23 protein-coding genes and 2 tRNA genes are annotated in these 24,718 nt (G+C 66.7%); 10 read left to right on the forward strand and 15 right to left on the reverse strand.

What is annotated here, in order from left to right:
• Positions 1–438 precede the first annotated feature (438 nt).
• Entirely contained in the window at positions 439–2,247 is a 1,809-nt protein-coding gene (gene lepA, locus AAIO73_RS07450; protein ID WP_345877354.1) for a translation elongation factor 4, read from the reverse strand.
• A 164-nt stretch (positions 2,248–2,411) separates the two neighbouring features.
• On the opposite strand from lepA, the gene AAIO73_RS07455 reads away from it, so the two are divergent.
• Positions 2,412–2,488, forward strand: a tRNA-Pro gene (locus AAIO73_RS07455).
• 174 nt (positions 2,489–2,662) lie between these two features.
• On the opposite strand, the gene AAIO73_RS07460 is transcribed toward AAIO73_RS07455, so the two are convergent.
• Positions 2,663–4,132, reverse strand: coding sequence for a glycoside hydrolase family 125 protein (locus tag AAIO73_RS07460; RefSeq protein ID WP_345877098.1), 1,470 nt, complete (start codon positions 4,130–4,132; stop codon positions 2,663–2,665).
• A 295-nt stretch (positions 4,133–4,427) separates the two neighbouring features.
• Here AAIO73_RS07460 and AAIO73_RS07465 point away from each other — a divergent pair, with 295 nt between their 5' ends.
• The 3 genes from AAIO73_RS07465 to AAIO73_RS07475 all read left to right on the forward strand — a co-directional run bounded on the left by AAIO73_RS07465 (position 4,428) and on the right by AAIO73_RS07475 (position 6,492).
• On the forward strand, positions 4,428–5,534 hold the full coding sequence (locus AAIO73_RS07465) for an extracellular catalytic domain type 1 short-chain-length polyhydroxyalkanoate depolymerase (protein ID WP_345877099.1): 1,107 nt from the start codon (positions 4,428–4,430) through the stop codon (positions 5,532–5,534).
• A gap of 36 nt (positions 5,535–5,570) precedes the next feature.
• Entirely contained in the window at positions 5,571–5,954 is a 384-nt protein-coding gene (locus tag AAIO73_RS07470; protein ID WP_345877100.1) for a YraN family protein, read from the forward strand.
• Between the two features lie 100 nt (positions 5,955–6,054).
• Positions 6,055–6,492 (forward strand): hypothetical protein, encoded by a 438-nt coding sequence (locus AAIO73_RS07475; protein WP_345877101.1) that lies wholly within the window; start codon positions 6,055–6,057, stop codon positions 6,490–6,492.
• 191 nt (positions 6,493–6,683) lie between these two features.
• Here the strand turns inward: AAIO73_RS07475 and AAIO73_RS07480 are convergent, their stop codons facing one another.
• From AAIO73_RS07480 to AAIO73_RS07490, 3 genes are read right to left on the reverse strand one after another with little or no spacing between them, the layout of a single operon-like run.
• Positions 6,684–7,565: a type II secretion system minor pseudopilin gene (locus AAIO73_RS07480; RefSeq protein WP_345877102.1), complete on the reverse strand. Its 882-nt coding sequence runs from the start codon at positions 7,563–7,565 to the stop codon at positions 6,684–6,686.
• Positions 7,562–8,095: a type II secretion system protein GspJ gene (locus AAIO73_RS07485; protein ID WP_345877103.1), complete on the reverse strand. Its 534-nt coding sequence runs from the start codon at positions 8,093–8,095 to the stop codon at positions 7,562–7,564. The genes AAIO73_RS07480 and AAIO73_RS07485 overlap by 4 nt, the downstream gene beginning before the upstream one ends.
• Positions 8,092–9,111, reverse strand: coding sequence for a type 1 periplasmic-binding domain-containing protein (locus AAIO73_RS07490; RefSeq protein WP_345877104.1), 1,020 nt, complete (start codon positions 9,109–9,111; stop codon positions 8,092–8,094). Before AAIO73_RS07490 ends, AAIO73_RS07485 begins: the two co-directional genes overlap by 4 nt.
• 71 nt (positions 9,112–9,182) lie before the next feature.
• Here AAIO73_RS07490 and gspN point away from each other — a divergent pair, with 71 nt between their 5' ends.
• Positions 9,183–9,821 (forward strand): type II secretion system protein N, encoded by a 639-nt coding sequence (gene gspN, locus AAIO73_RS07495; RefSeq protein ID WP_345877105.1) that lies wholly within the window; start codon positions 9,183–9,185, stop codon positions 9,819–9,821.
• A gap of 4 nt (positions 9,822–9,825) precedes the next feature.
• Here the strand turns inward: gspN and AAIO73_RS07500 are convergent, their stop codons facing one another.
• Both AAIO73_RS07500 and argH read right to left on the reverse strand, forming a co-directional pair.
• Positions 9,826–10,062, reverse strand: coding sequence for a hypothetical protein (locus AAIO73_RS07500; protein ID WP_345877106.1), 237 nt, complete (start codon positions 10,060–10,062; stop codon positions 9,826–9,828).
• Positions 10,062–11,423, reverse strand: a complete 1,362-nt coding sequence (gene argH / locus AAIO73_RS07505; RefSeq protein WP_345877355.1) for an argininosuccinate lyase — start codon at positions 11,421–11,423, stop codon at positions 10,062–10,064. The genes AAIO73_RS07500 and argH overlap by 1 nt, the downstream gene beginning before the upstream one ends.
• 16 nt (positions 11,424–11,439) lie before the next feature.
• Between argH and AAIO73_RS07510 the strand changes: the two genes are divergently transcribed.
• Complete coding sequence (locus AAIO73_RS07510) at positions 11,440–12,030, forward strand: TlpA family protein disulfide reductase (RefSeq protein WP_345877107.1); 591 nt, start codon at positions 11,440–11,442, stop codon at positions 12,028–12,030.
• 29 nt (positions 12,031–12,059) lie between these two features.
• On the opposite strand, the gene AAIO73_RS07515 is transcribed toward AAIO73_RS07510, so the two are convergent.
• From AAIO73_RS07515 to AAIO73_RS07525, 3 genes are read right to left on the reverse strand one after another with little or no spacing between them, the layout of a single operon-like run.
• Positions 12,060–12,395, reverse strand: a complete 336-nt coding sequence (locus tag AAIO73_RS07515) for a hypothetical protein (protein WP_345877108.1) — start codon at positions 12,393–12,395, stop codon at positions 12,060–12,062.
• A 34-nt stretch (positions 12,396–12,429) separates the two neighbouring features.
• On the reverse strand, positions 12,430–12,774 hold the full coding sequence (locus AAIO73_RS07520) for a hypothetical protein (protein WP_345877109.1): 345 nt from the start codon (positions 12,772–12,774) through the stop codon (positions 12,430–12,432).
• Between the two features lie 45 nt (positions 12,775–12,819).
• On the reverse strand, positions 12,820–13,980 hold the full coding sequence (locus AAIO73_RS07525) for a phospholipase D-like domain-containing protein (RefSeq protein WP_345877110.1): 1,161 nt from the start codon (positions 13,978–13,980) through the stop codon (positions 12,820–12,822).
• A gap of 113 nt (positions 13,981–14,093) precedes the next feature.
• Between AAIO73_RS07525 and rpoZ the strand changes: the two genes are divergently transcribed.
• A complete protein-coding gene (gene rpoZ, locus AAIO73_RS07530; RefSeq protein WP_055758348.1) occupies positions 14,094–14,438 on the forward strand; it encodes a DNA-directed RNA polymerase subunit omega in 345 nt (114 codons plus the stop codon).
• A gap of 200 nt (positions 14,439–14,638) precedes the next feature.
• On the opposite strand, the gene AAIO73_RS07535 is transcribed toward rpoZ, so the two are convergent.
• Positions 14,639–15,019, reverse strand: coding sequence for a winged helix-turn-helix transcriptional regulator (locus AAIO73_RS07535; protein WP_345877111.1), 381 nt, complete (start codon positions 15,017–15,019; stop codon positions 14,639–14,641).
• A gap of 102 nt (positions 15,020–15,121) precedes the next feature.
• On the opposite strand from AAIO73_RS07535, the gene AAIO73_RS07540 reads away from it, so the two are divergent.
• Entirely contained in the window at positions 15,122–16,183 is a 1,062-nt protein-coding gene (locus tag AAIO73_RS07540; protein WP_345877112.1) for an SDR family oxidoreductase, read from the forward strand.
• Here the strand turns inward: AAIO73_RS07540 and AAIO73_RS07545 are convergent.
• Together AAIO73_RS07545 and AAIO73_RS07550 are read right to left on the reverse strand one after the other, a co-directional pair.
• The gene (locus tag AAIO73_RS07545) at positions 16,173–16,892 is read right to left on the reverse strand and encodes an RlmE family RNA methyltransferase (RefSeq protein ID WP_345877113.1); all 720 of its coding nucleotides are present in this window, start codon (positions 16,890–16,892) and stop codon (positions 16,173–16,175) included. The two genes, AAIO73_RS07540 and AAIO73_RS07545, sit on opposite strands and share 11 nt — an antisense overlap.
• The gene (locus tag AAIO73_RS07550) at positions 16,889–17,929 is read right to left on the reverse strand and encodes a Ppx/GppA phosphatase family protein (RefSeq protein WP_345877114.1); all 1,041 of its coding nucleotides are present in this window, start codon (positions 17,927–17,929) and stop codon (positions 16,889–16,891) included. The genes AAIO73_RS07545 and AAIO73_RS07550 overlap by 4 nt, the downstream gene beginning before the upstream one ends.
• Positions 17,930–18,095: 166 nt before the next feature.
• Here AAIO73_RS07550 and AAIO73_RS07555 point away from each other — a divergent pair.
• Positions 18,096–18,169 (forward strand) — tRNA-Gln (locus tag AAIO73_RS07555).
• Positions 18,170–18,694: 525 nt separating this feature from the next.
• On the forward strand, positions 18,695–20,044 hold the full coding sequence (locus AAIO73_RS07560; RefSeq protein ID WP_345877115.1) for a GntP family permease: 1,350 nt from the start codon (positions 18,695–18,697) through the stop codon (positions 20,042–20,044).
• A 58-nt stretch (positions 20,045–20,102) separates the two neighbouring features.
• Here the strand turns inward: AAIO73_RS07560 and AAIO73_RS07565 are convergent, their stop codons facing one another.
• Positions 20,103–21,728 (reverse strand): glycoside hydrolase family 32 protein, encoded by a 1,626-nt coding sequence (locus AAIO73_RS07565; protein ID WP_345877116.1) that lies wholly within the window; start codon positions 21,726–21,728, stop codon positions 20,103–20,105.
• A gap of 129 nt (positions 21,729–21,857) precedes the next feature.
• Positions 21,858–24,662 (reverse strand): TonB-dependent receptor, encoded by a 2,805-nt coding sequence (locus AAIO73_RS07570; protein WP_345877117.1) that lies wholly within the window; start codon positions 24,660–24,662, stop codon positions 21,858–21,860.
• Positions 24,663–24,718 lie beyond the last annotated feature (56 nt).

Below are 24,718 nucleotides of genomic sequence, written 5' to 3' on the forward strand. Positions count from 1 at the left end.
ATACATCGCAACTGCGAAGTGCGGTCAAAAAAATCGTTCCAAATTGGCACGTGCGCAGGAAGCGACGGTTTTGCGTCGCGCAAATTTCATTGTGCGATGCAGCAAAACGTCCGGCGATAACGCCAATTTAGCCGAATGGATGACCATCACAAATTTGCAATCGTCCCGGTTTTGGAACAACCTGTCCCAGACAAGAACAAGGAGGGCGAGGATGCACACCAAATATTCCGGGCGAGCGACCATCGCCACCATGGTCGGAATGGCAGCGATCGGTTGGGCCGGCGTTGCGTTGACCGTGCAGATGGTTCTGAACGTTCTCGCCTGAACGGCGCGAACGATCGACCGAAAAGCGGCCGGTGCCTTTGAGGCGCCGGCCGCTTTCGTTTGTGCGCTATCGAAATGGATGCCCCCGGCCAGCAGTCGGGACCGGGGCCGGAATCAGTTTTCGTCGCCCATGCGTAGCGCGGCGATGAACGCTTCCTGCGGAATGCTGACCGACCCGTATTCGCGCATCTTCGCCTTGCCCTTCTTCTGCTTGTCCAGCAGCTTGCGCTTGCGGCTGGCGTCGCCGCCATAGCATTTGGCGGTCACGTCCTTGCGCATCGCGCTGATCGTCTCGCGTGCGATCACCTTGCCGCCGATCGCCGCCTGAATCGGAATCTTGAACAGGTGGCGCGGGATCAGTTCCTTCAACCGCTCGACCATGCCGCGTCCCCGCACCTCGGCCGTCCCGCGGTGAACGATCATCGACAGCGCATCGACCGGCTCTTCGTTGACCAAGATGCTCATCTTGACGAGGTCACCCTCGCGATAGCCGATCTGTTCGTAATCGAAGCTGGCATAGCCCTTCGACAGCGACTTCAGCCGGTCGTAAAAATCGAACACGACTTCGTTGAGCGGCAGTTCGTACGTCGCCTGCGCCCGCCCGCTGACATAGGTCAGGTTCAACTGGATGCCGCGCCGGTCCTGACACAGCTTCAATATGCCGCCCAGATATTCGTCGGGGACGTAGATCGTCGCCTTGATCCACGGCTCGCTGATCGTCTTGATCTTGTTGACGTCGGGCATGTCGGCCGGGTTGTGCAGGTCGATCTGGGTGACGCCGGCCGGATCGGGATGGGTCAGTTCGATCTGGTACACCACCGACGGCGCGGTGGTGATGAGGTCGAGGTCGTATTCGCGGGTCAGCCGCTCCTGAATGATCTCCAGATGCAGCAGCCCGAGGAACCCGCAGCGGAAGCCGAAGCCCAGCGCCGCCGAGCTTTCCATTTCAAAGGTGAAGCTGGCGTCGTTGAGCCTGAGCTTGCTGATCGATTCGCGCAGCTTGTCGAACTCGGCGGCATCGACCGGGAACAGGCCGCAGAACACCACCGACTGCACTTCCTTGAACCCCGGCAGTGCCTCGGCGGTCGGGCGCTTCGCATCGGTGATCGTGTCGCCGACCATCGTCTGCGCCACTTCCTTGATCTGCGCGGTGATGAAGCCGATCTCGCCGGGGCCGAGGTCGGGCAACTGCTCGATCTTCGGCCGGAATGCCCCCACCCGGTCGACCAGGTGCGTCGTGTCGGCATTCATGAACTTGATCTGCTGGCCCTTGCGGATCGATCCGTCGATCACGCGGATCAGGATGACGACGCCCAGATACGGGTCGTACCAGCTGTCGACCAGCATCGCCTTGAGCGGCGCATTCGCGTCCCCCTTGGGCGGCGGAATCTGCTCGACGATCGCGTCGAGAATGTCGTCGATGCCGATCCCGGCCTTCGCCGATGCGAGAACCGCGCGCGACGTGTCGAGGCCGATCAGGTCCTCGATCTCGCTCTTCACCTTTTCCGGTTCGGCGGCGGGCAGGTCGATCTTGTTGATGACCGGAATGATCTCATGGTCATGCTCGATCGACTGATAGACGTTGGCCAGCGTCTGCGCCTCGACCCCCTGCGCCGCATCGACCACCAGCAGTGCGCCCTCGCACGCCGCAAGGCTCCGCGACACCTCATAGGCGAAGTCGACATGGCCCGGCGTGTCCATCAGGTTCAGGACATGCCCCTTCCACTCCAGACGCACCGTCTGCGCCTTGATGGTGATGCCGCGCTCCTTCTCGATCTCCATATTGTCGAGCACCTGCGCCGACATCTCGCGCTCGGCGAGGCCGCCGGTCCGCTGGATCAGCCGGTCGGCGAGCGTCGACTTGCCATGGTCGATATGGGCGATGATCGAGAAATTGCGCAGTTTGTCGAGCGGAGTGGCCACGGTCACACATTCGAAAAGAGTAGGATGACTGCGCCCCTAGCAGTTTCCCCGCCAAAGCCAAACAGCGGCCATGCGAATCTCGCTTGCAGACCCCGAACCCGCCCGCTATAGGCGCGCCTCCAAGCAACGGCAGGCGCCTTTCGAGCGGCCCGCCGATACTCCGTCGGGGAGTAGCTCAGCCTGGTAGAGCACTGCCTTCGGGAGGCAGGGGCCGGAGGTTCGAATCCTCTCTCCCCGACCATTGGACATATTCGGTACATCGCATCGGCCCGCTGGGCGTCGGCCCTGCGAGGTGCAGCCTGATCGATCAAGCACGACGACCGTCGCCCTCTGCCGCTTTCCCCTCTCCCGGCGTGAAAGGGGCGGGGCAGCGGCGCAGCCGTGACGGGTGAGGGCGACCAAACCCGCTCGAATTCTAAACCCGGATCGTATCCAGCGGCGCCTTGAGCAGGTGCGGGCGCGTGGCGGCGATATGCAGGATCAGTTCGCCGAACAGCCCGTTGGCCCAGGCGAACCAGTCGCGGCTGAACTTGGCGGCATCGTCCTTTTCGAACGCCTCGTGCATGAAACCGGTGCCGGCATGCGTCCGCTTGAGCGTGGCGAGGCACCGAAGGATCGTCGCATCGTCGGTGGCGCTAAGCGCGCGGACGATCAGCGACATCGGCCAGATATAGTTCATGCCCTGATGCGGCCCGCCAATGCCTTCGCCGGCCGTGCCCTTGAAGAACCATGGGTTGGCCTCGCTCCACGCCGCCTTGGCGGTGCGCTGCCACCGTGCGTCGTCCGCCGGAACGCAGCCGAGCCAGGCGAGGCTCGACAGCGAGGGCACATTGGCGTCGTCCACGAAGATCGCATTGCCATAGCCGTCGACCTCATAGGCCCAGACTTCGCTGCCATCGGCGAGCCGCATCGTACCGTGCTGCGCGACCGCCGCCGCGACCTCGTCGGCAAGCGCGGTCGCGTCCCGCGCCAGCGCATTGTCGTTGCGGGCTTCGCTCGCGACCTGCGCCATTTCGCGCAGCGTCGTTACCGCGAACAGATTGGCGGGTACGAACAGCAGATATTGGCAGGCATCGTCGGAGGGGCGAAAGCCCGAATGGATCATGCCGTTCTTGACCGTCGGCGGGCCATAGCCGGCAAGCAGCGTCTCAGTCGGCTGGCGGCTCGCGCGCTGGAACTTGTACGGCCCCGGCCCGTCCTTTCGCTGCTGCTCGCGGAAGGTCCGCACGATCGCGCGCATCGCGTCGGCCCATTGCGCGTCGAACGGTGCCGGGTCGCGCGTCGCGGACCAATAGCCGTGCGACAGCCGCATCGAATAGCACAGCGAATCAATCTCCCATTTCCGCTCGGCGACGCCCGGCCGCATCTCGGTCACGTCCTCCTTCGCCCAGCCCAGCGACGTCGGGGCGGTCGGGTCCTCCATGAAGGCATTGGCATAAGGGTCGATCAGCACGCTGCGCGCATGCCGGGCGATCAGGCCGCGGAACAGCTCGCGCAGCTTCGCATCCCGTTTCGCCAAGTGGAGGTAGGATTTCACCTGCGCCGCCGAATCGCGCAGCCACAGGCAGGGAATGTCGCCGGTGATGACAAAGCTGTCGGGCTTGCCGTCGGCCATGCCCATCCGCACCGTCGTGTCGAGCGTGTTGGGATAGCAATTGGCGAACAGCCACGCGACCTCGGGATCGGCGATCATCCGGCTGACCCGTGCAATCTCCTGTTCGACCGCCTTGCTGACGAACCGGCGGTCGGCGGGAGCGGGACGCTTGCTGACAAAGCCGCCCTTCGCACCGGTCTGCGCAGCGGCGATCGGGGCGAGCGTGCCGGAGGCCAGCCCGGCGCCCAGCAGGGCACCCTGCGTCATCAACGTGCGGCGGTCGGTAAGCATCGGACAGTCTCCGTTATCCTGAAGGCTTGCGGATCGGGCGACCGCTGCCTCGTACTGGCAGGCGATCCAGTGCCGATGCTTCGGCATCGTTGCAACCATGCTCGCAAGTCCGCGCCGCGCATGTGCAGATTGCTCCGTCGTAGCAAATGCATGGGCCGGAGCCGATCGCGCGCCATTATACGGGTAGCGTTCCGTCCGATCGCTCCGACGTCGCTTTCCCATTGTGCAATGCAGCATGAAGACCATATCCTGTCCGGGCGGCCAGCGGGGTGCCGCGACGACAAGGTTCTCGACGATGGTTTCGCTCTCCACCACCATTTCCCGCCTGTCGCGCATGCAACCGCCCGGCGCGCGGCCGAGCGTGCCCGACCGGCTGCACGACCTGATCGGCTTCGCGCCCGATCCGGGCAATCTGCGCGCGCGGATGTACGTGCCCGCCGACCTGGAGCCCGGCGCCGCGCTGGTCGTCGCGCTGCACGGCTGTACGCAGGACGCAGCGGTCTACGACCATGGCACCGGCTGGTCGACGCTCGCCGACGCGCAGGGCTTCGCCCTGCTGTTCCCCGAGCAGCGCCGCGCCAACAACGCCAATATGTGCTTCAACTGGTTCGAGGCTGCCGACATCGCCCGCATCGGCGGCGAGGCTGAATCGATCGCGGCGATTATCGACGCGGCGGTCGCCGCGCACGGCATCGATCCGGCGAGGATCTTCATCACCGGCCTGTCGGCGGGCGGGGCGATGACCGCGGTCATGCTCGCCACCTGGCCCGAACGCTTCGCCGCCGGCGCGATCATCGGCGGCCTGCCCTATGGCACCGCGATCGGCGTACGCGCCGCGCTCGAACGGATGCGCGGGCAGAAGGCGCTCGACGCGCTCCCCATCGCCCCTGCCCCCGCCGTGCCGCGCGTCGCCATTTGGCACGGCACCGCCGACCCCACCGTCGTCATCGCCAACAGCGACGCGCTGGTCGAGCAATGGTGCCGCGTCCACGCATTGCCGCCCGAGCCGCGCCAGGGGCGCAGCGGCGCCAACTGGTCGCAGAGCATCTGGTGCGATGCGCAGGGTCACGCGCTGGTCGAGGAATGGCGCGTCGCCGGCATGGGGCATGGCGTGCCGATCGACCCGGCGAGCGGCATCGGCCATGTCGGTCCGTTCATGCTCGATGTCGGCCTGTCGAGCACGCTGGAGATAGCGCGCGGCTGGGGGCTGATCGATGCCGTCGAACGGCCGGCCGCCGCCGAACCCGCCGCCGCCCCGGCATCCAGGCCCGCACCGCGCGGTGCGAAGCTCGAACGCCTCACCCCCGAACCCGCCGCCGACGACCATGCCGCCGCCCATTCCGCCGGCACGGTGCAGGCGACGATCGAAAAGGCATTGCGCGCCGCCGGCCTGATGCGCTGACTTGCCGCACGGGGTCGGGCGCGGCACAACGGCCGAGTGCTCGCCCGCCCGCCCCGCCCCCGCTCGCGCGCGTCCCGCATCGCCGCCGACGATGCCGGCCGACGCGGTGAGCGCATCGCCGGCTGGTGGCTGCGGCTGAAGGGCTGGCGCATCCTCGCCCGCCGCGTGCGGACGAAAGCGGGCGAGGTCGATCTGATCGCACGGCGCGGCGCGATCGTCGCCTTCGTCGAGGTCAAGACACGCGCGACCGCCGCCGACCTCGACCACGCCATCGACGAACGCCGCCTCGCGCGGGTGGCGGCGGCGGCGGAGCTACTGGCGCCGGCCTATGCAGAGGGCTGCGACATCCGCATCGACGTCATCCTCCTCGCCCCCCGCACGACCCCGCGCCATATCGAGAATGCGTGGATCGGGTATTGAGTAATGTTGTGGTGGCTACCGCCAGTTGCAGACCATCAGTCCGGCACGTACGATGGCTGGAAGGAGATGTCCCATGCCTTCCCGCGCCTCAGCGTTATGGATGCTGACCGCCGTGCTGATAATAGCATATCCGGTTCTAAACTTCGTTTACTGGCCTGAGGTTTTGAAGTCAGGTGTTTTACCAACAGACGGCGACAGCATCGGCATACCAATGCTTGGCAGCTTGCTCGCAACGCTGGTCGCGTCGCCGATCGTCTTGGGCGTGGCGTGGATGTGTTATCGACGCTACAACCCAACCACCCGGTTGCTAGTTTTTCGTTTGGACCGACCCGTCCGCAGCGCTGTTGCGACAGCAATTTTCGGCATCAGCGCCGCTATTCTATGTTTGGGCGCGCTTGCTGACGCCGCTAGAGTGATGCCATGGTATGAGTATCTTTGGCCCGCATACATGATGCTGACATCGGCGTGGCTATTGACGCTGCGAGCTTCGTTTATTGACCAGTACACCGTTCAACAGGCGGAAGCCGAGCAGCTTTAATGTTGCCCGGCTTACAAGCGGAAGGTCGGCTTTCGATCAAATCAAGCCATTCCCGCTTTCCTACAGCCGCCCAGCCTGCGACCATCCTCGCTGGCCGCCATCCGCCCACGCTCTTTGACACCGCCGTACCGCTCCGATGCCCGTCGCGTGTAAGAACGCGGCAAGTGTGAACTTTGTGAACTTTGGCCGATTTACCCGCCGAACCCCGGCACTTCCGGCGGAATGGCCGCGTTGCGCCAGCGCTCTATCGGTACTGTGATCGGCACCGATTGCGCGCCTTCCTGTCGCTTGACCCGCTGGATCAACGTCGCGCCCTGCTGTACCGTCTCGCCGATCGTCGCGCGGGTACGGACCCAGTAATGGTCGGACTGGAAACGCGTGCCGCCGGGCGCGGTCACGTCCTCGCGCGCCAGATCGTCCTTCGACAAATAGCCCTGCCGGTTGCGCAGGGCCACCAGCCGCTGCGCCTTGGCCGGTTCGAACAGCACCGCCATCAATTCGGGCGTCGCCGCATTCAGGTTGATCGCGGTGTCGCCGGGCAGCGCGGTCACCATCCGCGCCAGCAGCGCCGCCTGTTCGGCGGGCAGGAATACGGCCAGCGGCCGCAGGTCCTGCACCGGCCCCTTCTCGCGGATCAGCGCGATCGCCGCGACCGCCTTCTCCTCCTCGATCCCCGCCGCCTTGGCGATGCGCAGGAACAGCAGCTGCGGGATCGGGTCCAGCTCGCGCCGCACCGAATTGACGTTGAAGCGCCCCTCGGCATCGGCGATGGCGAGGTCGAACCGCCCGCCCTCGATCGCGATGTCGTTCTCGCTGATCGCGCCCCATGGCTCGCCCGGATAGTCCGCCTCGGGCGCGACCTGCGCGTCGCGTTGCAGGGCCGAGAGCGCCGACAATTCGCCGCCGCGCACCACCGCCAGCGCCCGCGCCGCCTCGCGCGACCGGATCGACCGGTCGAGCGCCACCTCCTCGCGGTTGATCATCAGCAGGACGAGGCCGCTGGCAATCGCCACGAACATCAGCACGTTGACGAGGATCATGCCCGCCTCGCGCTCGAGCACCGGCCGGGTCATGCGGTCTTGGCCGGGATCGGCAGCGTCACGATCCGCCGCAAATTGCCACCGCCGGGACCGCCGACCTGCAGCTCGACCACCACCGCCCGCGGCCATTCGAGCGAGCGGTCAGGCGTGGGCGGCCAGCGGTCCAGCCAGCCGCCGTCGAAGTAACGCCAGCGTGCCGCCGTCACCTGATCGAGCACCAGTTGCGCCCGGCCATCAACCACGCGCAGCAACTGCCCGTCGGTCACCCGATAGCCGACCCCGATCGGCGGCCCGCCCAGTCCCGGCGCGCTCCGCCGGAACCGCAGCCCCGCCGCATCGCCGCCCAGCGGCCCCGGCGCGATCTGGTCGAGGTCGCTGGAGATCACCACCATCGCCCGTTGCAGGTCGGCGACCCGGTCGAGCCGCGCCTCGGTCCGCCCGTCGACGCCGATCACGCTGTCGACCAGCGCCAGCCCGGCCACCGCGATCAGCGCGAACAGGCCCAGCGAGATCATCAGTTCGAGCAGGGTGAAGCCCGCTTCCCCCGACCGGCGTGGGGTCATGCGCCGCGGCTCTCCGCCACCTTCTGATAGACGCCGTTGGTGGGGACGAGGATCGCGAAGTCGCGCGCGCAGCTCCCGTCCGATCGGAAGCGGACCCGTCCGGTCACCCCGTCGAACCCGGCGTCGCGCAACACCCCTTCGCGGGTCATCGCATCGGCCTCGCGCAATGTCCTCGCGATCATCGCCGCGTCGTTGCCCAGCGCCGCGATCGCACCGGGCTTGCCGCCGTTGCGCGCGGCATATTCGGTGGCGAAGGTCGCGAAGCGTTCGGGATCGGGGCTGGCGATCCACGCCCCCTCCAGCGCACCCGCCGCATCGGGCCGGTAATCGAGCGCCTGCATCGTCGCCAGCAACTGCATCCCCCGCGCCTTCAACGCCGGGGCCAGCGCCACCGCTGCGCCGGGTACGAACGCCGCATCGGCCTCCAGCCCCGCCGGCAACGCGCCGGCGACCGGCTGCACGACAGTGATGCTCAGCCCCAGATCAGCCTCCGCCGCCTTGGCCGCCGCCACCGATGCCCGCGCCCAGGGCGTCCCGTCATCGACCGCCAGCACGCGCCGTACCCCGCGCGACCGGGCATAGCCGAGGATCGCCGACGCCGCTTGTGTCGGGGTGATCCCGAACACGAACGCCGCGCCGCCGCGTGCTGCCGCATCGTTGGTCAGCGCCACCACCGGCACCGACACCGCCGCCGCCACTGCCCGCGTCTCCTCGGCGCTTAGCGGCCCCAGCAGCATCGTCGCCCCGCCCTTCACCGCCGCCCGCGCCGCGCGCACCGCGCCCGCCGCACTCCCGCCGGTATCGACGACCGACAGCGCAGTCACATCGGTTTCGGCGAGCCTCGCCGCATTGGCTATGCTAAGCCCCAGGCCGCTTCGGTCTCCGGTCAGCGGAACCAGCAACGCGGCGGAGCGCTTGGCCCGGCGCGCAGCCAATAGGGGGGAGGCGGCCCATGCCGCAGACGACAGCAGCATCGCATCCCGGAACAGCCCAAGCGTCGAGCGTCGCGATCGCATCACCGAGTCTTTCGAGGTTGCAGGCACGACGGCGTAGTATCCGCTTCGCCGCGCTCGGCATAGCCTCGTTCGTGGTCGCGATCGTCGCGACGCTGCCCGCCAGCTTGATCGTGGGCAATAACGACTGGCGCAGCGGCGTCGGCGGAACCGTGTGGAACGGCGAGGTCGGCATCGCCGGGGGCAGCCGCCTCGAATGGCATTTCGCGCCGCTTCGCAGCCTGACCAGCCTCGGCTTCGCGGTCGACTGGAACGCGACCGGCGCCGACACCGATCTCGGCGGACAGGCACTGCTGCGGCCGGGCGGGGTGCGGCTCGACCGGGTGGCGGGGTCGGCCGACGCCTCGCTGCTGGCCGCGCTGCAACCCAATCTGCCTTTTGCCTGCGACATGCCGTGGCAGGTCGATATTCCGGTCCTTTCGACCATCGCCGGGTCGGCGATGGCCCAGGGGCGCGTCGCGATCGATCCGGGCAGTTGCGTGACGCGCCCGGGCAATGTCGCCACGCCGACCCCGGCGATGCTGCTGACTGCCGAGCATATCGGCCAGCAATCGCGCATCCGCCTCGTCCCCGACAATCAGCGCCGCCGCACGCTGATGGACGCGACGATCAACGAGGACGGAACGCTGCGCTTCGCGATGACCGGCGACGGCGCGGCGATGCTGCCCTTTACCGGCCTGCCCGCAGGCGCCAGCGTGCAGGGCAGTTTCTGACCGGTCAGCGCGGCGGCAAGGCGAAGGGATCGTCGCCGCGTTCCTTCGACTCGGTCAGCAATTCGTCGCTACGCGACGGGCGCTGCTGCGTGGTCGGGGTCAGGAGGTCGGCCGAGCTCGGCGTCGCGGTCGCGCCATAGGGGGCGGGCGGCAGCGACGCGTTTTCCTGCGGACGCAGGTCGCGCCGCTGCCCGCAGCCGGCCAATGCCAGCGCGATGCCGAGCAAGGCGAGCGCCCGCATCACTGGCCCCGCGCGGCGGCGATGGCTTCGCGCACCCGTTCCGGCGCGGTGCCGCCAAAGCTCTTGCGGCTGGCGACCGAGGCATCGACGCTCAGCACGTCGAAGATACCGGCATGGATGCGGTCGTCGATGCCGGTCAGGTCGTCGATGGTCAAGCCATCAAGGCGGCAGTCCTTTTCCTCGGCCAGCTTGACCGCGCGGCCGGTAATATGATGCGCCTCGCGGAACGGCACGCCGGCTTCGCGCACCAGCCAGTCGGCAAGGTCGGTCGCGGTCGAAAAGCCGGTCTCCGCTGCCGCGCGCATCCGCTCTGGGCGGAAGGTCGCGCTTTCGACCATGCCGGTCATCGCCGCGATCGACAGCGCCAGCAGGTCGGTCGCCTCGAACACCGGCGGCTTGTCGTCCTGCATATCCTTCGAATAGGCGAGCGGCAGCCCCTTCATCGTCACCATCAGCGAGGTCATGCAGCCCATGATCCGCCCGCTATGCCCGCGCACCAGTTCGGCGGCGTCGGGATTGCGCTTCTGCGGCATGATCGAGCTGCCGGTCGACCATTGGTCGCTCAAGGACACGAAGCCGAACATCTGCGAGGCCCAGATGACGAACTCTTCCGCCAGCCGCGACAGGTGCAGCGAGCATTGCACGGCGGCGGTCAGATATTCGATCGCGAAGTCGCGGTCGCTGACCGAGTCGAGCGAATTGACCGTCGGCCCGGCAAAGCCCAGCGCCTTGGCCGTCGCGTAGCGATCGAGGGGAAAGCCGGTCCCGGCGAGCGCCGCCGACCCGAGCGGATTATAGTTCAGCCGCGCCCGCGCATCGGCGAAGCGCCCGCGATCGCGCGCGATCATGCTGTGATAGGCCATCAGATGATGGCCGAGCGTCACCGGCTGCGCGACCTGAAGATGGGTGAAGCCCGGCATCACCGTCGCGGCATGTTCCTCCGCCCGGTCGAGCAACGCTGCCTGCAACTGTCCCAGCGCCGCATCGACCGCGTCGATCGCGTCGCGGGTCCATAGCCGGAAATCGGTCGCGACCTGATCGTTACGCGAACGCGCGGTGTGTAGCCGCCCCGCGACCGGGCCGATCTTTTCGGCCAGCCGCGCCTCGGTCAGCATATGGATGTCCTCGAGCGTCAGGTCGTCCGGCACGCCGTGTTCGGCATAGTCCGCCGCGACCGCATCCAGCCCTTCGAGGATCTTCGCGACGTCCACCGCATCGACGATGCCCTGCGCACCCAGCATCGTTGCGTGCGCTTTGGACCCGGCGATATCCTGTCGCCACATCCGCTTGTCGAAGGGGATCGAGGCGTTTATCTCACGCATCACCGCCGACGGGCCTTCGGCGAAGCGCCCGCCCCACATGCTGTTGGAGCCTTCCATGCGCCCGGTAATCGCGCTTCTCCTTGGACTGAGCCTGTTCGTCGGCGCTTGCGATAAGCGAGCCGCCGCGCCGGAGCAAGCCGCCGCGACGGAGGACGGCACCGTCCCCGACGTCGCCGCACCCGCCAACAATGCCGCCCTCGAAGCCGCGGCCAAGGTCGATCGCAGCCACAAGGCCGACGCGATGCCGACCTACAAGTTTCAGGACGGCGCGGGGAAGGCGGTGACGCTGACCGATTTCCGCGGCAAGCCGGTGCTGGTCAATCTGTGGGCGACCTGGTGCGCGCCGTGCGTGCGCGAGATGCCGACGCTCGATGCGCTGACGGCGCGCGAGAAGGCGGCGCTGCACGTCCTGACGGTGTCGCAAGACATGGAACCGGCCAAGGTGCAGCCCTTTCTGACTGAGCGAAAACTCGCCAATCTGGTCGCCTATCGCGATCCCGATTTGCAGTTTACGACCGGCATGAACCTCAGTCTGCCGACGACGATCCTGTACGATGCAGCGGGCAAGGAAGTGTGGCGGGTAACCGGCGGCATGGACTGGGCCGGTGCCGAGGCCGCGAAGCTAATCAGCGAGGCGAAGGGGTAACGCGCCTGCGCTGGGATGACGTGCCGGGCTTACCGATCCGGCGCGCGTTCCGCAGGCGGCACTCCCGCCCCTTCGCCCGGCGCATCGTCGTCAAAATTCTCACCCTGCGCACCGCCGCCGGCATTGGCGCCGCTGCCATGCGCTTCGCCATTGGGGGCGACGAAGGCACGGCGACCGGCTTCCGGGGGAATTTCGCGGCCATCGTCGAGCGGCGTCGGGCTGGTCGGCCGCGCCTCGGCAGCGGCCTGTTCCGCCTGCCGCTCGCGATCATATTCCTGCCCCGAATAGCCGCTTGGCTGGTCGAAGGCGTTCAGCGGTTCGGTGCGACCCGGATCGACCTTGGGATGGGCGGGGGTGTCGGCCATGGCAATTCTCCTTGGCCGACATAACCGCTCGCGATCAGGCGACGTTCCCTGGCGCCGGCGGTTTGGCACGCGGTTCGAACCGGTCGCGCAGGCGCAGGCCGATGAACAGCATCGTCGGCCAGAACATGGTGTTGAGGATGTCGAGCGACGTATCCTCCCACCGCCACGACCCCCAATAGATCCGGTCGAGCACCTCATTGGCCAGTTCGGCCAGCGCGACCACGGCCAGGGGCACCGGCGTCGACAGGCGATAGCCGGTGACGATGCGGGTGATCAGCAGCACTGCCATGCCCGCATGGACATGCAGCAGGCTGTCGGCCATGCCGGTGCCGTCGCCGATCGCCTGAATCATCCGGGCGTAGAGTGCGGGTATATCCATCGCCGCCCGATGGACCGCACCGCCGCGAGGCACAAGTGGTTTGCGCTAATCCCGGTTAAGCCGTGCGGTCACCTGTGGGTCGAGCACCGACATGATGAAATAGGCCGCGGCCTGCTTCACCCGCGCCCACCAGCCCGATCGTTCGTGGTGCAATTGCCGGGTGACGCGCTGCGAATGGGCGACCTCGCGGTCCATATAGGCGCGCAGATGCGCGGCGAACGCCGCATCCTCCACCCGCAGCATCAGTTCCATGTTGAGGAACATCGAGCGCATGTCGAAATTGGCCGACCCGATATGCACCGCATCATCGGCGAGGAAGAGTTTTGTGTGGAGCTTGGTCGGCCGATATTCGTAGACCTCGATCCGGTGCCGTAGCAGGTTGCGATAGGTGAAGCGCGCCGCGAGCAGGGCGATGGCATGATCGGTCTTGGCGGGCACGACGATGCGCAACCGGGTCCGCTTCGCCGCCTTGTCGAGCCGGCGCATCATCAGCGGCCCCGGCGCGAAATAGGCGGCGATCATGTCGATGCGCTCGCTGGTACGGATTTCATGCTTCACCGTCCGCGCCCAAGGTGACAGCCGCCGCGACGGCCCGCCGAGCAGCCAGCGGATCGGCCCGCTCTCCTCGCTCCATTGCCGCAGCATCCGCGACAATTTGCGCAAGGGTGCGCCCGGCAGCGCGGTCCATGCCTTCAGCGCGTCGAAATAGCCCGCCAGCCGCCCCGCCGCCGGCCCTTCGACCAGCAGCCCCAGATCACGCCACGCCCGTTGCTCGACGGTGCCGAAATAGGCGTCCTCGATATTGAAGCCGCCCACGATCACCCGCGCTTCGTCGGCCAGCGCCAGTTTCTGGTGATTGCGCAGCAGATAACGCCGCCCGATCCGCGGCACGAACACGCAGACGTCGCCGCCAGCCTCGCGCAACGGTCCGAAGAACCCGCGACTCGCCGCCGCTTCCGCGCCCAGCCCGTCGACGATCAGCGCGACCCGCACCCCGCGCCGGGCCGCTTCGACCAACGCATCGCGCACGCGCGTGCCGGCACTATCCTCTTCCCAGATATAGAACAGGATGCGCAACGACCGGCGCGCACCGGCGATCAGGGCCAGCAACGCATCGAGCCGCACCGGTCCTTCGGTCAGCAGCGTCAGGCGGTTTCCGGCCACGGTGAAAGTCGGTTCGCCCGCGCCGTCCATGTCCTCTCCCATCCGTTGTCCTTGCGTAACGGCCGGCGCGCGGGCGAGTTTCATTGACTTTGCGGAGGGCGACGGTTACACGGCCTGCTTTCCGATACCCTCCGTTTTTGCAAGGAAGGCGTTTCATGGCGCGCGTCACCGTCGAGGATTGCGTCGACAAGATCCCCAACCGTTTCGATCTGGTGTTGATGGCCGCGCAGCGCGCCCGCCAGATTTCGGGCGGTGCCGAACTGACCCTCGATCGCGACCGCGACAAGAATCCGGTTGTGGCGCTGCGCGAGATCGCCGAGGAAAACATCACCCCTGATCACCTGCGTGAATCGGTCATCACCTCGATGCAGAAGGTGCAGATCGACGACGAAGAGGCACCGGACGAACTGGGTTCGCTGGCCGCGTCGGCGGAGGCCCTGCGCCTCACCGCCGCCGCGCCGCCGCGCAACCAGAATGTCGGTGGCGATTACGACGGCTAAGGTCGACGAATCGACGAAACACAAAGGGCGGTCCTTCGGGGCCGCCTTTTTTGTTGTGACGCTTCTCACCAGTCCGAACCGTTCGTGCCGAGTAGGGGCTGAGCGCGCATCGAAGCACTTCGCCGTGGACGACCCTGCGAAACGCCATTTGCACGAACTCGCCGGCACTTGGCACGAACGGCCTCAGCGGGATCGAAGCATCATTCCCGCCGCGCTCCCGGCCGGCTGCCCAGCGCGTCGAGCGCGTCGGCATTGCGGCGCCCCCAATCGTAGAGCAGCGTTACCGGCTCGACGAAGCGCTGTCCCAGATCGGTCAGGCGATCTTCGACCGCGGGCGGCATGACCGCCTGCACCTCGCGCTCGATCAGGCCGATCGCCTCCATCTCGCGCAGCGTCTGTGTCAGCATCTTCTTGGAGATGCCCGGCAGGCTGCGCAGCAACACGCCGGTCCGCGCCGCCCCGCCATGCCGGGCGTGGAGGGTGTGCAGCACCATGCTGGTCCATTTGGTCGCAAACAGCGACAGGACGCGGCGCGGGGCACAATCCTCGCGCCATTCGGCTTCGTCCGATCCGGGCTGCATGACTGGGTACCTTCTGGTGCCTGGGGCGGGGCCGGTGCCGTCTTCAACCCCGGTGCGATCGTGCCTAGCTGGCTGGCTTCGTTGGGAAAAGGAAGTTTGGACATGACGAAGACGGCTTTGGTGGTGGGGGCGAGCGGCATCGTCGGCAGCGCGACGGCCACGCTGCTGAACGCGCAAGGATGGACGGTGCACGGCCTCGCCCGCCGCCCGATCGCACAGGCGGGCGTACGGCCAGTCGTCGCCGACCTGTCCGATGCGCAGGCGACGCGCACGGCGCTCGCCGACCTGCACCCTGATGCGGTGTTCATCACCACCTGGGCACGGCAGGACAGCGAGGCGGAGAATATCCGCGTCAACGGTGCGATGGTGCGCAACCTGCTCGACGCCCTGCCCGCGCCCGATCGTCCGCGCCATGTCGCGCTGGTCACCGGCCTCAAACATTATCTCGGGCCGTTCGAAGCCTATGGGCAGGGCACGCTGCCGCAGACGCCGTTTCGTGAGGACCAACCGCGGCTCGACATCGCCAATTTCTATTATGCGCAGGAGGACGAACTCTTCGCCGCCGCCGCGCGCGACGGCTTTACGTGGAGCGTCCACCGCCCGCACACCGTGATCGGCAAGGCAGTCGGCAATGCGATGAACATGGGGACGACGCTCGCCGTCTATGCCACGCTGTGCCGCGACGCAGGCCGGCCGTTCGTCTTCCCCGGCTCGGCGGCGCAGTGGCAGGGGCTGACCGACATGACCGATGCCGGGCTGCTCGCCGAACATCTATTGTGGACCGCCCAAACCGATGCCGCGCACGATCAGGCGTTCAACGTGGTCAATGGCGACGTCTTCCGCTGGCAATGGATGTGGGAACGCATCGCCGACTGGTTCGGGGTCGAGGCCGCGCCGTTCGACGGCACGGTCCGTCCGCTGGAACGTCAAATGGCGGACGATGCCCCGCGCTGGACGGCGATCGCCGCGCGCCATGGTCTGGCCGAAGTCGATCTGCACCGGCTGGCCTCGCCATGGCACACCGACGCCGATCTCGGCCGCCCGATCGAAGTGGTCGCCGACATGTCGAAGAGCCGGCGGCTGGGTTTCACCGGCTATCGTGCGACCGACGACGCGTTCTTCGCCCTATTCGAACGGCTGCGCGCCGACCGGATCATTCCGTGAGCGTCTCCGGGGACGGTTCGTCCGTCCCCGCCCCGGCCCCGGTATCGCGCCGCCCCTTGAAGTTGGTGGCGATCACATACCATTCGGACGAATCCTTGCGGCTCGCCGGTGGCTTGGCATGTTTCACCGCCTGGAAATTGCGCTTCAGCTCGGCGACCAGTTCGTTGTCGGCCCCGCCCGCCAGCACCTTGGCGACGAAATCGCCGCCGGGACGCAGGATTTCGCAGGCGAACATCACCGCCGCCTCGACCAGCGCCATGGTGCGCAGGTGATCGGTCTGCGGATGGCCGACGGTGTTCGCCGCCATGTCGGACAGGACGAGGTCCGCCTCCCCGCCCAGTTCCTCGCGCAGCCGGTCGGGGGCGTGATCGGCCAGAAAGTCCATCTGCAGGATCGTCACGCCGTCGATAGGGTCGACCGGCAATAGATCGATGCCGACCACGGTGCATTCCGGCCGCACCTTGCGCACGACCTGCGTCCAGCCGCCGGGCGCGATGCCGAGATCGACGACGCGTTTGACGCCGCGCAACAGCTTGAAGCGCTCGTCGAGTTCGATCAGCTTGTACGCGGCACGGCTGCGATAGCCCTCCGCCCGCGCCTTCTTCACATAGGGGTCGTTCAACTGGCGTTCGAGCCAGCGTGTCGACTGGGCCGAGCGCGAGCGTGCGGTGCGCACGCGCTGCCGGCCGGGGGGGCTTCCGCGGGTCATCGGGTTCCTGCCATCAAACGGCGCAGGATTCCTTCGCGAATCCCACGGTCGGCGATCCCTAGCCGCTCGGCGGGCCAGAGCGCCAGAATCGTTTCAAGGATCGCGCAGCCTGCGACCACCAGATCGGCGCGCTCGCTGCCGATACACGGCACCGTGCCCCGCTGCGCAAGGTCCATCCCCGCCAGTCGCTGGCTGACCGCCAGCATCGCATCGGCCGGTACGATCAGCCCGTCGATCTGCGACCGGTCATAGGCGGGCAGGCCGAGATGGACGCTCGCCAGCGTCGTCACCGTGCCGCTGGTGCCGAGCAGGCGGCGCGGCTGGTCGGTCATCGGCAGGCGTTTGGCGAAGGGCGCGAAACTTTCCTCGACGCATGCCCGCATCCGCGCATAGGCGCCCGACGCCATCGGCGCGGCGCGGCCACCGCCCAGACTCTCGGTCAGCGACACCACGCCCCATGGCGCCGAATGCCAGTCGAGCACGCGCGGAACCGGACCGGTCGCGTCGAGCAGCACCAACTCGGTCGACCCGCCCCCGATATCGAACACCAGCGCGGGGCCGGTGCCGGGTTCGAGCAGCGCGTGGCAGCCGAGCACCGCAAGGCGCGCCTCTTCCTCGGCGGTGATGATGTCGAGGTGGATGCCGGTCTCCGCCAGCACCCGCTCGACGAACGCCGGGCCGTTGCTCGCGCGACGGCACGCCTCGGTCGCGACCGAGCGCGCCAGCGTCACGTCGCGACGCTTGAGTTTTTCGGCGCAGATCTTCAGCGCGGCGACGGTGCGATCCATGGCGAGATCGGACAGGCGACCGGTCGCGGCCAGCCCCTCCCCAAGTCGCACGATCCGCGAAAAGGCATCGACGACGGCAAAGCCGTCCCCCTGCGGCCGGGCGATCAGCAGCCGGCAGTTATTGGTGCCCAGGTCGAGCGCGGCATAATGACGCGCGCCCGGCCAGCGCGGGCGCGCTGGCGTATTCGGTGCCGGGCGGGAAGCGCCACGCGCTCCCCGGTGCGGCAACCGGGCGGACATATCCCCCATGCCGTCACTCGCTTTATGTTCTATCCGTCACGGCCGAACGCCGCTCGGTGTCTGACAGACAACCTAGCGAAGCCGGTCGCGATCGACAAGGCGTTGCGACGAATCGCATGATTCGGCGTTGACACGCTTCCCGGTCCAGCCTATCGGACCGCCCTCGCTGCGACGCTGCCCTGTCGTCTAAAGGTAAGACCACGGACTCTGACTCCGTTAATTGAGGTTCGAATCCTCACGGGGCATCCAGCGACCTGTCCTTCGACATCGAAACCGGAACTCCTTCATGGGAGCAGGCTGCGGACGGCATCCGCTTTGGTCTTGGCCGAACATATTCCATGAGGGTGCGGGCGTGAGCGGGCCGGCAAGCGGTGACGTCACCTGGGGAAAATGGCGCTTCACCACCGAGCGACTTTCCGAGCGTTCGGCCCGTGCGACCCGGCAGATTGGCGTTGCGCTATCAGCCAGATCAGGCACTTAATGGCTATTCGAAAATGAATACGCAGGAGGATGCTGCAATTCCGGGAGCGATCGCATTGCAAGCTTCCGTTGGCGGGCGATCCGTTGCGCGACGGCATATCGCGAACGGCATCGGTCGCCACGGTCGAACGCACCCTGACACGAAGGCCGGCAATCGGTATGACCAACCAGATGGCGTGTACGCCGAATGTGTAACCGCACCTCGTCCGGCCCGGTACGACGGCAACGACGGTACGCCGTCCCTGACACGGCAAGGCACACCGCATACGGACCCCTATCGATGGAGCGGGTTGCATGAGTGGCGGTGACATACGGCTCGTGACGGCCGCGGTCGCGGGTATCGCGCTGGCGATCGTCATGATTGTGCGCGGCCGGCTTCACCCCTTTATCGGTCTGTTGTGTGGCGCCTTCACGGTCGGGCTGCTCGCCGGACTGCCGCTGGTCGACACCGCCAAGGCAGTACAGAAAGGGGTAGGCGATATCATCGGCGGCACCGGGCTGGTGGTGTCGCTCGGCCTGTCGCTCGGCGCGATGCTGCAATTATCGGGGGCGGCAGCGTCGCTCGCGACCGGCGCGCTGCGGCTGACCGGTCCGCGCGCGGCGCCATGGGCGACGCTCGGCATTGCGATCGTCATCGGCCTTCCGCTGTTCTTCGAGACGGGGCTGGTGCTGCTGCTGCCGATCGTCGTCGCGGCCGCGAAAGAAATGGCTGCCGATGCGGATCCGGCTGCCCGGGACAGCGGCAAGTTGCGCCTGATCATGCCTGCGCTCGCCGGCCTCGGCGTGGTTCACGCGCTGGTGCCGCCGCACCCGGGGCCGTTGCTGGCCGTCGAGACGTTGAACGCCAATCTCGGGCTGACCATGTTGTACGGCACGTTGATCGCTATCCCGGTCGCGATCCTCTCCGGGCCGGTGCTTGCGCACTTCGTGACGCCGGGGATCAGACTAGCCGAGCCGGTCCCGAGCGATCCGATTGGCCAGCTTGCGACCCCATCCCGTAGCAGGGCGCTGTTCATCGTCCTGCTGCCGATCGCCCTGATCGCGGCGGGCGAACTCGGCAAGCTGGTGCCTGGCCTCGAAGGATCGATGCTGCTCGACGCGGCGGCCAATCCCGTCATCGCGCTGCTTCTTGCCAATCTGCTGGCGATGCCGGTCCTGTTCGGGCGACGCTTCCGAGAGGCGGGTGTCCAGGAGTCGATCTGGCATCAGACGATGGGCGCGGCCGGCGCGATCCTGCTCGCGATCGGGGCCGGCGGCGCGCTGAAGCAGGTGCTGGTCAGCGCCGGCCTGTCCGATCTGCTCGCCCGTACCGTCATGGCCTACTCGATATCCCCGTTGCTGCTCGGCTGGCTGATCGCGGTCGGCATCCGTCTGGCCGCGGGATCGGCGACCGTCGCCACGATCACCGCGGTAGGGGTGATGCCGGGCGTGGTTGCCGCCTCCGGCGCCACACCGGAGCTGGTCGTGCTGGCGATCGGCGCGGGTTCGGTGTTCTTCAGCCATGTGAACGATCCGGGCTTCTGGCTGGTCAAGGGCTATATGGGCACCAGCACCGCCGACACCTTTCGGACATGGTCGCTGCTGGAAACGGTGATCTCGGTCGCCGGGCTCATCTTCGTTATCGGTCTCAGCTACATCGTCTGATCCCGGGCGAGAACGGTCACGCGCCCGGAGCAGAGGACGGCGACCAAGTACGATGATCTCAAGACGCCTTCGATATGCGGACCTCCGACACGCGAAGCGAACCACCGCTTGCGTTCAGGTTCAACCTCGCCGCATTCGATGGCGCCGTGATGCGTTCGGACAGCACGCCGTCACCATCGTTGACGAACACTTCGATCGAGGCGGTATCGAGGAAGATGCTGACGGCCACCCTGCCGTCAGCGGCGTCGCATGGGATGCTGCGATTCTGGCGCCACGCGGCATGGTCGGGTGCGTCGGGGCCGCTGGTGTCGCGCTTCACGAATAGCCGGTTGTCGCGCAGTTCGAAGCCGATCTGGGTGAAATAGCCGTCGCCGCCACGCACCGACAGCCATGCCCCGCCCGGCCAGTCGGCACCGACGCGGGATAGCGTCAGATCGATCCGCCCGGCAACGACTTCGGCACCAGCGGGCCAGACATAGTCGCTGCCGTCGGTGATCGTCTGATCCGTTCCGACCACCGTCGTTTGGAAGACGCCGTTCTGCGCCGCGATCGGCGTCATGCGCAGGCGTGGCGAACTCCCGGCGGCGCGTTGCAGCCGGAGGTTCCGGACGATGGTCAATTGCCCGCGATAGCCGGCAGGGGCGGCCGGCTGGTTGGCATAGGCCCAGTTGTTCATCCACCCGATCGTCCATGCCCCGGCCAGCGGATCGGCGGCCGTCGCATCCTGCCACACCACCGCGGCATAATAATCGGCGCCGCCGTCGAGCCATTGGCCCGCCGAGCTGTCGGCGATGAAGCCGGTCCCGTCGAAGCTGCCGACCCAGTAATAGGTGCCGCCGGTGAAGCCGCTACCGGTCCCGTCGCCGCCGACCAGCAACACCCATTTGTCGGCGGTCGTCGTCCCGTCCGCTTCGTACAGATGCAGCGGGAACAGGTGCGAACATTCCATCACACCGCCGACCAGAGTCGACAGGAAGCCGCTGGCATAGCTCCACTGTTTCAGGTCGGGGGAGGTGTAAAAACCGATCTTGCCCTCTTCCGACAGGGTCATCACCCAACGCGCCGTGGGCGCGTGCCAGAACACGGTAGGATCGCGGAACGGCTTGTTGCCCGGGAAATTGGGATGGACGATCGCGTGAAAGGCAAAACTTGCCCCGTTGTCGCGCGAATACCACAAGGCGGTCGACTGGTTCTGTCCGGCAGCGTTGTCGGCGGGCATCGTCGCCAGCGCGATCAGCGTCCCGGCGCCGAAACCGGCGGTATTGGCGGTATCGATCACTGCGCTGCCGCTCCACACGTCACCGAACGAGGTGGTCCGCCGGGGGATCGACACGCCGCGATCGGTCCATGTGACCAGATCGGTCGACGTCCAGCGCCGCCATTCGGTACCGCCGTTCGGCCAGGTCGGGTTGTAGAGCGCCCACATCGTCCAGCCATCGCCGATGCGGACGGGACGCTGCGGATCGTTGATCCACCCGCCATCGGGCGCAGCGATGTGATAGCGGGGCCGTCCGCTGACGCTCGTCGCCGTCGGTGTCGGCGTCGGGCCGGGCGTAGGGGTCGGTGCCGGGCCGGCGACGGAGACGCGTCCCCCGCCCCCGTCCCCCGATGCCCCGCACCCAGGCAGAAGGGGCAAGGTCGCGATCAGGCCGAGCGTCTGACGTCGTGAAACGATCGAATTCATGGCAAAATCCTCTCCGCGCGCGACGGATGGCCGCGCGGCATGGTTCGCGCGTCGCCTGTGCCGGCGGTTCGCGCGGAATGGTGGCGGCAGGAAGGGCGGCGGCGTGGTCGGTACGCCGCCGCAAGTGGGTTACATCTTGAAGCGAACGCCGAGGCTGAAATACCGCCCCTCGATCCGCAGGTCGCGGCCGAACGATTGGGTTTCGTTGTAGAAGCGGTAGTTCTTGAACGGCTGCGCCAGGATGTTGCTCACATTGGCGACCAGCGAGATATTCTTGAACGCGTCATAGCTGGCCGAAAAATCGAGTCGGGAGATCGGCTGCACCAGCTCGCCCGCATATTGCTCTTCGTTGATGTTGCGGTTGTAACTGGTGACGTGACGCGAACGCCAGTTGTACGACAACCGGGCCGAGATGCCGGCCTTTTCGTAGAAGCCGGTCAGGTTGTACGCCCATTTCGACAGGCCGGTGATCTCCACCTGCCGATCGCCCTCGCCCAGCACCTGCGGCAACTGGTTGGTACCGTCGAGATAGGTGACATTGCCCTGCACGCCGAACCCCGACAGGGCACCGGGCAGGAAGTCGAAAAAGGTCTGCAGCGATGCCTCGACGCCCTTGATACGACCGTCGCCGGCATTCTCGGGTCGGTTGAGCTGCACCCGGCCATAGACGGGATCGTTCACGACCTGGGTGTAATAGCCGATGAAGCCGTTGAGATCGCGATAGAAGGCTGCAACCGAAGCCGATCCGTTCTTCGAGAAATACCATTCGAGCGATGCGTCGTAATTCTTGGACGTCAGCGGACGCAGGTCGGGATTGCCACCGAAGCCGGTCGCGTCGAACACGGGTGGCGTGCCGTCCGGCCCTACGCTGTTGCGGGTGATGTTGATCGACGGGTTGAGCTGGCCGAAGCCCGGCCGGGTCCGCGTCTGGGTATAGCCCAGCCGCATCTGCCATTCGTTCGAGAAGCGGACCCGGGCGATGGCGGAGGGCAGAACGTCGACATAATTCTGCCGCGTGGTGCTCGGCACGATGCCGACCGTACCGTCCGCGGCCTGCACCCGGCTGAACCCGCGATAGGTGCCGTCGGTATTGACGATGCGCGCGCCGACCGTGCCGTCGATCCGCACCCCGCCGACATCCATATCGAACTTGCCCTGGCCATAGGTCGCATAGCTCGCCTCGCTGGCGGTGAAGCCGCCCAGCGGATCGAACGGGATCTCCGCTGTCGCGAACTTCGTCACCGCCTCGCGGATGCCGTTATCCCACGGGAACAGCACGGTCGCACGCTGTACCGATTGCAGCGCCAGCAGCCGCAGCGCCTCGCCATTGTCGCGAATCCCTTCGCGACTGGGGGCCAGCCAGTTCTGGAACCGCTGCGGATCACCGCGGAAGCCGTCGGTGATCAGGCCCAATGGGCCGCTCGGCAGGCTGTCGAGCGCGATGTTGAGGCCAGCAGTATAGGCATAGCGATTATTGTTCTGCGACGACGCGTTGCGGTCGCTGGCGCGGAAGCCGAATTGCAGGCGCGGCAACCAGTTCCAGTCGGTTTCGAGGTCGAGGTCGATCCGACCCTGCACCCCGTCGCCCTTGGTCACGAAATCGCGCTGGTAATAGCCGCGCCAGCGGGTGTTGGCGGGATCGTCAATGGCATAGCCGCCAAGGTCGAACACCGCCGATCCGCGCACGTCCCAATCGACATTGATCGTCGGCGCGGACGCGAGCTGCGCGTCGAGGCTGTATTCCGACGCCTGATACTTGCTGTTGGTATAGGCGAAGTCGCCCGACAGGATCGCGCGGCCGGTGGTCCATTTGAAACCGGTCGCCGCCTGCCACGTATCGGTGCGGTCATTCTGGGTCGAGCGATAGAATTCGGGGACATAGCCGCCGGTCTTGGTAAAGCTGGCCGCCTTGTCCGGCTCGCCCTCCACCAGCACGACGTTGCTGAGCGTCGGGGCTACGCCGTTCGCGTCGCGGCGTTCGAAATTGACGTTGAACGCGTCGCGCAGCACTTCCCCGCGATAGGCCTGCCACAGCCCCTCGGCGAAGAGTTCGAGGTTCGGCGTCGGGCGCCACTGGATCGTCCCGTTCACCGCCGGGCGATGACGTACGCCCTTTTCATAGAAATTGCCGGCATTGGCGGGAAAGCGGAAGTCGTTACCGACGCCGGGCGTCGTGACCGTCAGGTCGTCCGCCGAATCGTTCGCGCCGAACCCGCGCGGCGAGATGACGGCGGAATCGGCATAGCGATCGGCGTTGCGATAGGTGGTGCGGACATAGCTGACATTGATCAGCGCGCCGATTTCCCCGATCGGCGTGTCCCAGCGCTTGGTCAGTAGCAGGTTGCCGGCTGGGTCGAACGCCTTCGCCTGATCGTTGTAGGATGCACGCAGTTCGCCCGCGATCTCAGTATCCTTGACGTCGAACGGACGCCGCGAGCGCAAATTGACGAGCCCGGCCAGGCCCGGTTCGATCAGGTCGGACGTACCCGACTTGTACACCTCGATCCCAGCCGCGACGCCGGCCGGAAAGTCCTGCAAATGCAGCACCCGGTCTTCGGCCGAGAAGAATTCGCGACCGTTGAAGGTGGTGGCGACGTCGGGCAGGCCGCGCACCAGGATCACGCCGGCTTCGTCATTATAGCGCTGCACGGTAACGCCGGTAACGCGGGCGATCGCTTCGGCCGCGTTGTTGTCGGGCAGCTTGCCGATATCGTTCGACACGATCGCATCGACGATCGAGGACGAATTGCGCTTGATCTCCTGCGCCGATCCCAGCGCGGCGCGGTATCCGGTGACGATGATATCGGCGCCACCGTCATTTTCGGGCGCGGCCTCCGCCTCGGCCTGCGCGGTGCTGTCCTGCGCGGCGGCAGGGATCGCGGCCAGCGGGATCAGCGCACTGGATGTCAAAAGGGCGAGCAAGGTCTTCGGCATAAATCCTCCCAGATTTCCGTTATTTTTTGTCGGTAATGGTCGTCGTGCTTCGGCCG

This window comes from Sphingomonas epibiotica (assembly GCF_039615155.1).
Lineage (GTDB): Bacteria > Pseudomonadota > Alphaproteobacteria > Sphingomonadales > Sphingomonadaceae > Sphingomonas.

Bases quoted from the DNA above. Each gene is read 5' to 3' on its own strand.
- AAIO73_RS07460 (WP_345877098.1), bottom strand. From the start codon at position 4,132: ATGCTTACCGACCGCCGCACGTTGATGACGCAGGGTGCCCTGCTGGGC.
- AAIO73_RS07465 (WP_345877099.1), top strand. From the start codon at position 4,428: ATGGTTTCGCTCTCCACCACCATTTCCCGCCTGTCGCGCATGCAACCG.
- AAIO73_RS07475 (WP_345877101.1), top strand. From the start codon at position 6,055: ATGCTGACCGCCGTGCTGATAATAGCATATCCGGTTCTAAACTTCGTT.
- AAIO73_RS07480 (WP_345877102.1), bottom strand. From the start codon at position 7,565: ATGACCCGGCCGGTGCTCGAGCGCGAGGCGGGCATGATCCTCGTCAAC.
- AAIO73_RS07485 (WP_345877103.1), bottom strand. From the start codon at position 8,095: ATGACCCCACGCCGGTCGGGGGAAGCGGGCTTCACCCTGCTCGAACTG.
- AAIO73_RS07490 (WP_345877104.1), bottom strand. From the start codon at position 9,111: ATGCGATCGCGACGCTCGACGCTTGGGCTGTTCCGGGATGCGATGCTG.
- AAIO73_RS07500 (WP_345877106.1), bottom strand. From the start codon at position 10,062: ATGCGGGCGCTCGCCTTGCTCGGCATCGCGCTGGCATTGGCCGGCTGC.
- argH (WP_345877355.1), bottom strand. From the start codon at position 11,423: ATGTGGGGCGGGCGCTTCGCCGAAGGCCCGTCGGCGGTGATGCGTGAG.
- AAIO73_RS07510 (WP_345877107.1), top strand. From the start codon at position 11,440: ATGCGCCCGGTAATCGCGCTTCTCCTTGGACTGAGCCTGTTCGTCGGC.
- AAIO73_RS07515 (WP_345877108.1), bottom strand. From the start codon at position 12,395: ATGGCCGACACCCCCGCCCATCCCAAGGTCGATCCGGGTCGCACCGAA.
- AAIO73_RS07520 (WP_345877109.1), bottom strand. From the start codon at position 12,774: ATGGATATACCCGCACTCTACGCCCGGATGATTCAGGCGATCGGCGAC.
- AAIO73_RS07525 (WP_345877110.1), bottom strand. From the start codon at position 13,980: ATGGGAGAGGACATGGACGGCGCGGGCGAACCGACTTTCACCGTGGCC.
- rpoZ (WP_055758348.1), top strand. From the start codon at position 14,094: ATGGCGCGCGTCACCGTCGAGGATTGCGTCGACAAGATCCCCAACCGT.
- AAIO73_RS07535 (WP_345877111.1), bottom strand. From the start codon at position 15,019: ATGCAGCCCGGATCGGACGAAGCCGAATGGCGCGAGGATTGTGCCCCG.
- AAIO73_RS07540 (WP_345877112.1), top strand. From the start codon at position 15,122: ATGACGAAGACGGCTTTGGTGGTGGGGGCGAGCGGCATCGTCGGCAGC.
- AAIO73_RS07545 (WP_345877113.1), bottom strand. From the start codon at position 16,892: ATGACCCGCGGAAGCCCCCCCGGCCGGCAGCGCGTGCGCACCGCACGC.
- AAIO73_RS07550 (WP_345877114.1), bottom strand. From the start codon at position 17,929: ATGGGGGATATGTCCGCCCGGTTGCCGCACCGGGGAGCGCGTGGCGCT.
- AAIO73_RS07560 (WP_345877115.1), top strand. From the start codon at position 18,695: ATGAGTGGCGGTGACATACGGCTCGTGACGGCCGCGGTCGCGGGTATC.
- AAIO73_RS07565 (WP_345877116.1), bottom strand. From the start codon at position 21,728: ATGAATTCGATCGTTTCACGACGTCAGACGCTCGGCCTGATCGCGACC.
- AAIO73_RS07570 (WP_345877117.1), bottom strand. From the start codon at position 24,662: ATGCCGAAGACCTTGCTCGCCCTTTTGACATCCAGTGCGCTGATCCCG.